The organism is Yinghuangia soli, from assembly GCF_021502675.1.
In the GTDB taxonomy this organism is placed as follows: Bacteria; Actinomycetota; Actinomycetes; order Streptomycetales; family Streptomycetaceae; genus Yinghuangia; species Yinghuangia soli.
This window is the reverse complement of record NZ_JAKFHA010000066.1, coordinates 10,440-20,936: the sequence shown is the minus strand read 5'-3', so window position 1 is coordinate 20,936 and position 10,497 is coordinate 10,440. Positions and strand designations below refer to the sequence as shown.

The 10,497-nt window shown below is 73.5% G+C and carries 8 protein-coding genes; 7 read left to right on the top strand and 1 reads right to left on the bottom strand.

What is annotated here, in order from left to right:
- Positions 1 to 55: 55 nt before the first annotated feature.
- The gene (locus LZ495_RS42845; RefSeq protein WP_235058692.1) at positions 56 to 1,672 is read right to left on the bottom strand and encodes a DUF7847 domain-containing protein; all 1,617 of its coding nucleotides are present in this window, start codon (positions 1,670 to 1,672) and stop codon (positions 56 to 58) included.
- A gap of 182 nt (positions 1,673 to 1,854) precedes the next feature.
- Between LZ495_RS42845 and mtnA the strand changes: the two genes are divergently transcribed.
- The 7 genes from mtnA (at position 1,855) to LZ495_RS42810 (ending at position 10,412) form a co-directional block, all read left to right on the top strand.
- On the top strand, positions 1,855 to 2,949 hold the full coding sequence (mtnA, locus tag LZ495_RS42840; RefSeq protein WP_235058690.1) for an S-methyl-5-thioribose-1-phosphate isomerase: 1,095 nt from the start codon (positions 1,855 to 1,857) through the stop codon (positions 2,947 to 2,949).
- A complete protein-coding gene (gene mtrA, locus LZ495_RS42835; protein WP_235058689.1) occupies positions 2,946 to 3,632 on the top strand; it encodes an MtrAB system response regulator MtrA in 687 nt (228 codons plus the stop codon). The genes mtnA and mtrA overlap by 4 nt, the downstream gene beginning before the upstream one ends.
- Before the next feature lie 232 nt (positions 3,633 to 3,864).
- Positions 3,865 to 5,859 carry an MtrAB system histidine kinase MtrB gene (gene mtrB, locus LZ495_RS42830; protein WP_308268940.1) on the top strand — a complete coding sequence of 665 codons (1,995 nt, stop codon included), beginning with the start codon at positions 3,865 to 3,867 and terminating at the stop codon, positions 5,857 to 5,859.
- The gene (locus LZ495_RS42825; protein WP_235058688.1) at positions 5,859 to 7,721 is read left to right on the top strand and encodes an LpqB family beta-propeller domain-containing protein; all 1,863 of its coding nucleotides are present in this window, start codon (positions 5,859 to 5,861) and stop codon (positions 7,719 to 7,721) included. The genes mtrB and LZ495_RS42825 overlap by 1 nt, the downstream gene beginning before the upstream one ends.
- Before the next feature lie 173 nt (positions 7,722 to 7,894).
- A complete protein-coding gene (locus LZ495_RS42820) occupies positions 7,895 to 8,866 on the top strand; it encodes a ComF family protein (protein WP_235058687.1) in 972 nt (323 codons plus the stop codon).
- Positions 8,748 to 9,437 carry a ribosome hibernation-promoting factor, HPF/YfiA family gene (hpf, locus tag LZ495_RS42815; protein ID WP_235058686.1) on the top strand — a complete coding sequence of 230 codons (690 nt, stop codon included), beginning with the start codon at positions 8,748 to 8,750 and terminating at the stop codon, positions 9,435 to 9,437. Before LZ495_RS42820 ends, hpf begins: the two co-directional genes overlap by 119 nt.
- Positions 9,438 to 9,647: 210 nt before the next feature.
- Positions 9,648 to 10,412: a response regulator gene (locus LZ495_RS42810; protein ID WP_235058685.1), complete on the top strand. Its 765-nt coding sequence runs from the start codon at positions 9,648 to 9,650 to the stop codon at positions 10,410 to 10,412.
- Positions 10,413 to 10,497 lie beyond the last annotated feature (85 nt).

Sequence of the window (10,497 nt, the reverse complement as noted above, 5' to 3'; positions counted from 1 at the left end):
GCGGCGGCGTGCCATCGGGGCAGCGCCGCCGCGAGCGCCGTGCCGGGGGCAGCGGTCACGGGGCCGCCGGGGTGGCGTCGTCGGGGACGAGGCCCGCGGCGCGGCCGAGTTCGAGGTCGAGGGCCTCGCGGCGCATCCGCTGGTCGATGTAGAGCAGCGCGGTCGCGCCGGCGGCCAGCGGGTAGGTCACGGCGGCGGCCAGCACGCTGCCGACGCCCAGGATCACCGAGTCGGTGAACGAGTCGGGCACCATGTCGCCGAACTCCGACAGGCCGGTGACGGCCGCGAACGGGGCCTGGATGACTCCGCCGATCAGCAGCACGAGCAGCATGATGAGCAGCGTGATGCCGCAGACGCGCCACCAGCTGCCGGTCACCAGCTTGCGGGAGCGCAGCAGCGCCTTGCGTACCGTCTGCTTCTCCAGGATCAGGGCGGGCGCGGCCAGTTGCAGCAGGATGAAGGCGTAGAACGCGAGGACCATGCCGCCGAGGGCGCCGAGCACCATGAGGGCGGCGCCGGCGTCCGACACCGTCAGGATCAGCAGGCCGGGCAGCATGCAGGCGAAGATCAGGCCGAGCACGATCAGGAACGTCATGAGCGAGACGCCGAGCAGCCGGAGCAGCAGCGGGCGGGCGCCGGACCAGGCCTGACCGAGGGTCAGGGACTTGCCGAGCACCGCGCGGCTGACCACGAGGGTCAGCAGGCCGGTGATGATCAGCTGGCCGAGCATCAGCACGACGCCGTCGATCGCGGTGAAGCCGACGACCGGGCCGAGCACGTCGAGGAGTTCGTCGGGGTCCGGGTCGTCCTCTTCCAGCACCGAGGTGTCGACGCCGTTCAGCATCGCCCACTGGAGCGGGACGGTGATCGCCTGCGTGATGACCGCGATCACCAGCGACAGGCCGATCATGACCTTCCAGTGCCGGCGCATCGCGGCGACCGCGCCGTCCAGCAACTCGCCGACGCCCAGCGGGCGCAGCGGGATGATGCCGGGCTTGGCGGCCGGGAGGTACGGGCCCTGCCAGCCGCGCGGCGGACCCCAGCCGGGACCGCCCTGCGGGGGAGCGCCCCAGCCGGGTCCGCCGGGGGCGCCCCAGCCGTGCATCGGGGTCTGCTGCGGCGGCGGGCCGCCCGGGGCTCCCCAGCCCGGCGGCGGGCCGGCCGGGGGCTGCTGCGGGGACCAGCCGGGGGCGTTGGGCGGCACCGGGCCGCCGGGCGCGCCCCAGCCGCCGGGCGCGGCGGGGGGCTGCTGGGCGGACCAGCCGGGCGCCGCGGGGGCGTCGGCGGGTGCGGCAGGAGTGGCCGGGGACTCGGGTGCGGTGGGGGCGTCGGGCGCGGCCGGCTGCGCGGGGGCTGCACCCTCCTTGGCACCGCCGGACGCGTCGGGTGCCGGGGCGGCGTCACCCTCGGCTGCCGCATCGGCGTCGGCCGGGTCGCCCGTCGCGTCTCCCGTCGCGCTGGGCGCGGTGTCCGGTGCGGCGTCCGTCGCCTCGCTGGGCGCACTCTCCGCGGCACTGTCCGGGGCGTTGCCCGCTGTGCTGTCCGATGCGCTGTCCGGCGTAGTGCCCTGGACGTCCGGCGCGGGAGCGTCCTCGGCGGGCGACTGCGGGGACCGACGCGGGTCGTCGGGCCCCGGTGCATCCGGTGCGGCCCTGCCCGGAGAGTCCGTCATCGAAGTCGCTCCTCTTTCCTGTGGGGTGGCGGTCAATCGTGGCATGTTTTTGCCCGCGCTTGATGATCGGCTCCCGTCCGGCCCTGCGGTGGCGTACGGGTTGTCGGTATATGCCGTACCCAGGCCAACCGGAAGGACGCGGGGCCGGGTCCCGGCGGCCCTGCTGCGGGCACACTCATGGCATGGACACCGCCCCCGCACCTGCCGCCGAGGCCTGGTCGCCTCGCCCCGCGTACTGGCTCGACGACGTCCCGACCGCGTACGGGCACGGCCCCGCGGTCGTGCTGCTGGACCAGACCCGGCTGCCCGCCGAGGAGGTGCGGCTGGTGTGCAGCGATGTGGCCACCGTGGTCGACGCGGTGCGCCGGCTCGTGGTCCGCGGTGCTCCGGTGCTGGGCATCGTCGGGGCGTACGGCGTCGCGTTGGCGGCGGCCCGCGGCGAGGACGTGAAAGCGGCCGCCGACGACATCGCGCGGGCCCGGCCGACCGCGGTCAATCTGGCCTGGGGCGCGCGGCGGGCGCTGGCCGCCTGGCAGGCCGCGGGCGGTTCGGCGGAGGCCGCGCTGCGCGAGGCGCGCGTGATCCACGAGGAGGACGCGGCGGCGAGTGCCGCGATGGCCGGGCACGGGGCGCGCTTCGCGGCCGGGCTGCCCGCCGAGCGGCCGCTGCAGGTGCTGACGCACTGCAACACGGGCGCGCTGGTGTCCGGCGGAGAGGGCACCGCGCTGGCCGTGGTGCGCGAGCTGCACCGGGCCGGGCGGCTCGGGCGGCTGTGGGTGGACGAGACGCGGCCGCTGCTGCAGGGCGCCCGGCTGACCGCGTACGAGGCGGCCCGCACCGGCATGCCGTACACGGTGCTGTCCGACAACGCCGCCGGATCGCTCTTCGCAGCGGGCGAGGTGGACCTTGTCGTCGTCGGCGCGGACCGGATCGCCGCGGACGGGGCGACCGCCAACAAGGTCGGTACGTACCCGCTGGCGGTGCTGGCCCGCCATCATGGGGTGCCGTTCGTCGTGGTGGCCCCGATGAGCACCGTGGACCGCGATACCCCGGACGGCGCAGCGATCGTCGTCGAGCAGCGGGACGGCGGCGAGGTCACCGAAATGGCCGGAACGCCGCTCACGCCGCCCGGCAGCACCGCGTACAACCCGGCTTTTGATGTGACGCCGCCCGCGCTGATCACCGCGATTGTCACAGAATCGGGCGTTTTGTCCCCGGTAAGTGCGATCGCGATTGCTCGGATGAGTGCAGGTCACGATCCGGTAATGCGACGATGATGTCTATGAAGGGACGTGTCCTCATCGTCGACGACGACACCGCGCTGTCCGAGATGCTTGGCATCGTGCTGCGCGGCGAAGGGTTCGAGCCGTCGTTCGTGGCGGACGGCGACAAAGCTCTCCAGATGTTCCGGGAGGTGAAACCGGACCTGGTGCTGCTCGACCTGATGCTGCCAGGCCGGGACGGCATCGACGTATGCCGGCAGATTCGCGCCGAGTCAGGCGTGCCCATCGTCATGCTCACCGCGAAGAGCGACACGGTCGACGTGGTCGTCGGCCTGGAGTCCGGCGCGGACGACTACGTGATCAAGCCGTTCAAGCCCAAGGAGCTCGTGGCGCGGGTGCGCGCACGGCTGCGCCGGGCCGAGGAGCCGACCCCCGAGCAGTTGGTCATCGGCGACCTCGTCATCGACGTGGCCGGGCACTCGGTCAAGCGGGACGGGCGCAACATCGCCCTCACCCCGCTCGAGTTCGATCTGCTGGTCGCCCTGGCCCGCAAGCCCTGGCAGGTCTTCACCCGCGAAGTCCTGCTGGAGCAGGTCTGGGGCTACCGGCACGCCGCCGACACGCGCCTGGTCAACGTGCACGTGCAGCGGCTGCGGTCGAAGATCGAGCGGGACCCCGAGCGTCCCGAGATCGTGGTGACCGTACGCGGCGTCGGCTACAAGGCCGGCCCCGCCTGACGTGGTGAACGACCGCCGTCCCGAACCGGGCCAGGGGGCCTCGGGACGGCTCCCGGACCGGTTCGGCGCGTACCGAAGATCCGCGCGCGACACCGCCCGCGGTGGGTTCCGCACGCCCTCGCGGGGGTCGGGCGGGGCCACTTCGGTGCCCGGCACGGCTTCCGGCGGCGGGCCCGGGCTCGCCCCGCCGGGCGGTGCGGACGGCGGGTCCGGAGCCTCTGTCCCGCCGGGCGTGTCGGGCGGACCGGGCCCGGGACCGGTCGGCGGTCCGGGCGCGGCGATGCAGTCCGGGCTGCCCGGCGGCAGCCGCCCGCAGCAGGCGCCGGGGCGGCGCAACTGGTCCACGTGGGCCCTCGCGCTGCGGCGCGTCCGGTCCGCGGTCGGGCACGGCATCACCATATGGCGGCGGTCGATCCAGTTCCGGGTCGTCTCCACCACGCTGGTGCTGTCCGCCGCGGTCATGCTGCTGCTCGGCATCGTGGTGGTCGGGCAGGTCCAGGGCGGCCTGCTGGACGCCAAGGTGGCCAGTGCCACCGCGCAGGCGCAGGGCGGTTTCCAGGTGGCCCGGGCGAACGCCGCCGCGCAGGCCACCGACGGGGTCGGCCTACCCGTGCAGAACACCGGGACGGGCGCTCCCGTCGAGCGCGGGTTCGATGCGAAGGACTGGCTGACCACCCTGGTCGACGGGCTCTCCAGCGGCGGCACCGGGCAGTACGACGTGGCCGTGCTCAGCCCCGAGACCAACCCGTCGGGGGCGTCGCGCTGGGGGCCGCGGTCGTCCGGCAACGTGCTCGCCGACCGGAGCGTGCCCGACGAACTGCGCAAGGAGATCGCGAACCGGTCCGGGGCGGCGTACCAGTTCACCAAGATCGTCCGGGAGTCCGCGGAGAACCGCGGCACCCTGACCAGCACGCCCGGCGTGGTGGTCGGCGCCCAGCTGACCGACCCGCAGGGCGCGAAGTACCAGCTCTACTACTTCTTCCCGTTCACCCCCGAGGAGGAGACGCTCAGCCTGGTGCGCGGCACGCTCGCCACCGCCGGCGTCTTCCTCGTGCTGCTGCTGGTCGCGATCGCCGCGCTGGTCACCCGGCAGGTGGTCACGCCGGTGCGGATGGCCGCGCGGATCGCCGAGCGGCTCGCGGCCGGGCGCCTCGAGGAGCGCATGCGCCTGACCGGCGAGGACGACCTCGCGCGGCTGGGCTCGTCGTTCAACAAGATGGCCTCCAACCTGCAGAACAAGATCCGCCAGCTGGAAGACCTGTCGCGCATGCAGCGGCGCTTCGTCTCGGACGTCTCGCACGAGCTGCGCACCCCGCTGACCACCGTGCGGATGGCCGCCGACGTGCTGCACGAGGCCCGCGAGGGCTTCGACCCGGCCGTGTCGCGGTCCGCCGAGCTGCTGCAGACCCAGCTGGACCGGTTCGAGGCGCTGCTGTCCGACCTGCTGGAGATCAGCCGCTTCGATGCGGGGGCCGCGGTGCTGGACGCCGAGTCGGTCGACCTGCGCGATCTGGTCGGGCGCGTGGTGGACGCTGCCGAGCCGATCGCGGAGCGCCGTGGCGGCCGCATCGTGGTCGCCGAACCCGGCCGGCCGTGCGTCGCCGAGGTCGACCCCCGGCGGATCGACCGGGTGCTGCGCAACCTGGTCGTCAACGCGGTCGAGCACGGCGAGGGCCGCGATGTCGTGGTCACCGTCGGCGTCGACGACGGGGCGGTCGCGGTGACCGTGCGGGACTACGGCGTCGGCCTGAAGCCCGGCGAGTCCTCGCTGGTCTTCAACCGCTTCTGGCGTGCCGACCCGGCCCGGGCGCGCACCACCGGCGGCACCGGCCTCGGCCTGTCCATCGCGCTGGAGGACGCCCACCTGCACGGCGGCTGGCTGCAGGCCTGGGGCGAACCGGGCGGGGGCTCGCAGTTCCGGCTCGCGCTGCCGCGGGTGGCCGGGGCCGACCTGGTGCGCTCGCCGCTGCCGCTGGAGCCGCCCGACTCGCGGGCCAATCGCGGGCTCGACCTGGCCGGCACGCCGTACCGCCGCACCGGGCGGACCGCCGAGCCCGGCACAGCACCGGACCGCAGCCCCGACGCGGGGGCGCCCGCCTCAGGCACCCCGGCAGCCGGCCATACGGGCGGCCAGAGCGGCCCGGGCGGGCCGGGCGGACAGAACGGCCCGAGCAGCCTGCCCGGGGGCTACAAGACGTACCAGACCAAGGAAGGCGGTGGCCGCTGATGCGCATCCGCTCCGCGGGCCGCCCCGTCCGCGCCCTGCGTGCCGCGGCCGCAGCCGCCGCGCTGCTCCTGCTCGGTACCGCGTGCGCCTCGATGCCCAGCAGCGGCAAGGTGCAGGACGTCGAGCGCGAGGAGGGCAAGAGCGTCGCCGACGACCAGCAGGTCCGCGTGTTCGGCGAGCCGCCGCAGCCCGACGAGACGCCGACCAGCCTGGTCGAGGGCTTCCTGGAGGCGATCACCAGCGACGAGTCCGGCTACCAGACCGCCTTCAAGTACCTGACCGCGGAAGCCGCGGGCCGCTGGGACTTCAGGAGCGGCATCACGATCGTCGAGGGCACCCCGACCACGCGGCTCCCGGTGGTCGACGGGACCGCCTCGCCGAACGCGACCACCACCCAGGTGATCGTGGGCGGCGACCTCGTGGCCACCGTCGACGCGAAGAATTCGTACGAGCCGGCCGCCGACATCGCGAAGGGCCGGCCGACCCCGCTCGAAGCGCCGTTCGACCTGGTCAAGGACGCCAACGGCCAGTGGCGCATCAACCGCCTCCCGAACGGCCTGGTGCTGTCGCACGCGGACTTCCGGCGCATCTACAAGCCGGTCTCGATGTACTGGTTCGCGGCCTCGGCCGCCGACCTGATGCTGGTGCCCGACCCGATCTATTTGCGCAGCCGCGACGCACTTACGGTGACCCTGGTCGACCGGCTGCTCGGCGGCCCCACGCCGTGGCTGGCCCCGGCGGTGGAGACGCGCTTCCCGGCCGGCACGCGGCTGTCCGGGCGCAGCATCTCGGTCGACGACAACGGCCAGGCGACGCTGCAGCTGAGCGCCGAGGCCGGGGTTGCGGCGGGCAGCCAGCGGTGCAACGAGATGGCCGCGCAGATGCTGTACACGCTGCGGCAGGTCGTCAAGGTCGACGCGGTCGAACTGACCACCCACCGGGCCGCGCTGTGCCAGGTCAACCAGCACATGGTCGACAAGTACGATCCCGCGCACCCGGTGGACCCGCCGATCGGCTACTTCCTCAAGGGCCGCACCAAGCGGGTCGCCAACCGGCTGCTCAGCACGGGGCAGGACGGCCAGCCGCTGGCCGGTCCGTTCGGCGACGGCTCGATGAGCCTCTCGCAGCTCGCCGTGGCTCGCAGGAACCGCCAGATCGCCGCCCTGGACCAGCAGGAACGCAAGCTGTACGTCACCGAGCTGGACACCGCGGACGCCCCCAAGGTCTGGGCCGAGGCGGCCGAAGGGCACACGTTCCACAGCCTGACCTGGGACGGCCGCGGGGGGCTGTGGGTGCTCGACCGCGACAACACCAGGCCTGGCGAGGTCAAGACCACGGTGCTGTGGGTGGACCGCTCGGCGCGGATCCCCGTGACGGTCGAGGGCCTGGACGACGGCCGCATCGAGCAGCTGCGCGTCTCGCCGGACGGCACGCGCGCCGTGATGGTCGTGCGGGACAAGGGCGAAGACGGGCGCGAAGACGGGGCCAGCCGCGTGGTCGTCGGCCGCATCGACCGCGGACTCGACCGGGCCACCAACAACCCCGTGGTGACCATCAGTGCGCCGCGCCGCGTGATGACCGACCTCCAGCAGGTCAACTCGCTCTCCTGGAACGGCTCGTCGCGGCTGGTGGTGCTGGCCATCGAGCAGTCCGCGCAGCTGCAGCCCAAGTACGTCGACGTGGACGGCTCCAACGTCAGGTTGATCGCCGCACTGTCCGGCATCGGCAACATCGCCGCCCCGAACGGGACGGAGCAGGCTCTCCTCGCGGACTCCAGCGACGGCTGGGTCTACCGCCTGGAGCCCGGCGCCAACTGGACCCGGGTGGTCGACGACGCCACGCACCCGGTCTATCCGGGCTGATCCGGGCTGATCCGGGCCGACCCGCGCCGACCCGCGCTCACCCGGGTGCCGCGCCGCGGTGCGCCGGAGCGCCCGCGGCATCGAGGCGGGGCCGTATACCCGATGGAATTGCCCCGGAGTGGCGAATCGCGGAAAAGCCGGATAGCCGGCCTCGCGTGCCGCACCGTTGGAGCATGCGGCACGACGACCACACCGAGCGGCGACCGCGGGGCCACCCGCTGCGCCGACTCGCCACCACGTGGGCCGATCTCGTGCTGCCCGCCCGCTGTGCGGGCTGCGGCGGTCCCGGCACCGCCGTATGCCCCGCATGCCGGGCACACCTGCGGCAGCAGCCGCGGGAGGTGCGTCCGGACCCGGTGCCTGCCGGGCTGCCGGCGGTGTTCGCGGCGGCGCCGTACGAAGGTCCGGTACGGGCGGTCCTGATCGCCCACAAGGAGTACGGCGCCCACGCGGCCACCGGCCCGCTCGGGGCCGCCCTCGCCGCTGCGGTGCGGGCGGCCCTGCCGGCCGCCGGCGCGGACCGGGGCCGGGGACCCCTCCTCGTGCCGGTGCCGTCCGGCCGCCGCGCGGTACGGGCCCGGGGCCGGGACACGACACGTGCGCTGGCCCGGCAGGCCGCATCCGTGCTGCGTGCGCAGGGGATCCGGGCGGCCGTCGCACCGGCCTTGCGGCATACCCGTCCGGTTGCCGACCAAGCGGGACTACCGGCCCGGGAACGCGCGGTGAACGTCACCGGAGCACTCCGTGTTTCCTGCAGGTTGGCACCCCTATTTAGGGGCATTAGTGTGGTGATCGTCGACGATCTCGTGACCACCGGAGCGAGTCTCGCCGAGGCGGCCCGTGCGGTCGCGGCGGCGGGCGGAAGGGTGAGCGGAGCGGCTGTGGTGGCCGCGACTCCCCGGCGCTCCAGGACGGGTCCGGGCGACCGGACCCGGGATCCAGCGGCGGTCGCGTACGAGGTGGACGACCAGCTCGGCCGGACGGGCGGACAGCCCCACCGGCATGGCGCAATGGATGGAGTTCTGCGTGGACATTGTCGTCAAGGGCCGCAAGACCGAGGTGCCCGAGCGGTTCCGCAAACACAGCGTCGAGAAGCTGGACAAGATCCGCAAGCTCGACGACAAGGTGATCAGCGTCGACCTTGAGGTGTCCAAGGAACGCAACCCCCGGCTCGCGGACCGTTCGGACCGCGTGGAGATCACGCTGCGGAGCAAGGGGCCGGTGGTCCGGGCCGAGGCTGCTGCCACGGACCCGTACGCCGCGCTCGACCTCGCGATGTCAAAGCTGGAGGCACAGTTGCGCAAGGCAGCCGACCGGCGTCGCGTCCACCGGGGGCACCACGCCCCCATGTCCGTGGGAGCGGCAACCGCAGAAATCAACGGGCGCGACCGCATCGGCGGGGCCACCGTGGCCACTGCCGAGGAGCTGGAAGCCCTGGACGAGCTCGACATGATGCCCGCCAAGCGCATGGAGGGCTCCATCCAGGTCGACGGGGACGGCCCGCTGGTCGTCCGGGAGAAGGTCCACCAGGGTCCGCCGATGACCCTGGACCAGGCGCTCTACGAGATGGAGCTCGTGGGGCACGACTTCTACCTGTTCGTCGACAAGGACTCCGCGCTCCCGAGCGTCGTGTACCGCCGCCGTGGCTACAACTACGGCGTGATCCACCTGAGCCCGGAGGGCTCGGACGTGGCCATGGAGATGGACGAAGCGTGACGCCGTGACCCCTGTGGTCGCGCGCTGACGCGCTCGGCACGGCCCGCCGCCTCGATCGGATCGAGGCGGCGGGCCCGCTTGTGCCCGCGGCGGGGGCGGTTCCGCAACTCTTTTCGCAGCTGTTTTGGGTAGTGATCCGGGCAAACGACGCGAGGGGGCAGTACGTCGTGCCGATGACATGCGATGCTGGTTCGGATACGGAGCGTGCCGATGGGCCCTGACCGAGGCATCACCGGCACCGGGCCTACCGAGGGGGCAGTCACGGTGGGAGGACGCCAGGTCCCCGCGCAGTCCGGGGCGCCGGACCCGCGGGACGAGCCGATCCGGGTCCTGGTGGTGGACGACCATGCGCTGTTCCGGCGCGGGCTGGAGATCGTCCTCGCCGCGGAGCCGGACATCGAGGTGGTCGGCGAGGCGGGCGACGGCGCGGAGGCCGTCGAGGCCGCCCAGGATCTGCTGCCGGACATCGTGCTGCTGGACGTGCGCATGCCGCGCCGCGGCGGCATCGAGGCGTGCACGGCGATCAAGGAGGTCGCGCCGAGCGCCCGCATCATCATGCTGACGATGAGCGACGACGAGGCCGACCTGTACGAGGCCATCAAGGCGGGCGCGACCGGCTACCTGCTCAAGGAGATATCGACCGACGAGGTGGCCACCGCCATCCGCGCGGTCGCCGACGGCCAGTCGCAGATCAGCCCGTCGATGGCGGCCAAGCTGCTGACCGAGTTCAAGTCGATGATCCAGCGCGACGACGAGCGCCGCCTGGTGCCCGCGCCGCGGCTGACCGAGCGCGAGATCGAGGTCCTGCGCCTGGTCGCCACCGGCAAGAACAACCGGGACATCGCCAAGATCCTGTTCATCAGCGAGAACACCGTGAAGAACCACGTGCGCAACATCCTGGAGAAGCTGCAGCTGCACTCCCGGATGGAGGCCGTGGTGTACGCGGTGCGCGAGAAGATCCTGGAGATCCACTAGCGGATGCGCGGAAGCCGGGGGGGGGGGGGGGGGGGGGGCCCGGCCCCCCCCCCCCCCCGGGGCGGGGGGGGGGGGGGGGGGTGGG

Bases quoted from the DNA above. Each gene is read 5' to 3' on its own strand.
- LZ495_RS42845 (WP_235058692.1), bottom strand. From the start codon at position 1,672: ATGACGGACTCTCCGGGCAGGGCCGCACCGGATGCACCGGGGCCCGAC.
- mtnA (WP_235058690.1), top strand. From the start codon at position 1,855: ATGGACACCGCCCCCGCACCTGCCGCCGAGGCCTGGTCGCCTCGCCCC.
- mtrA (WP_235058689.1), top strand. From the start codon at position 2,946: ATGATGTCTATGAAGGGACGTGTCCTCATCGTCGACGACGACACCGCG.
- LZ495_RS42825 (WP_235058688.1), top strand. From the start codon at position 5,859: ATGCGCATCCGCTCCGCGGGCCGCCCCGTCCGCGCCCTGCGTGCCGCG.
- LZ495_RS42820 (WP_235058687.1), top strand. From the start codon at position 7,895: ATGCGGCACGACGACCACACCGAGCGGCGACCGCGGGGCCACCCGCTG.
- LZ495_RS42810 (WP_235058685.1), top strand. From the start codon at position 9,648: ATGGGCCCTGACCGAGGCATCACCGGCACCGGGCCTACCGAGGGGGCA.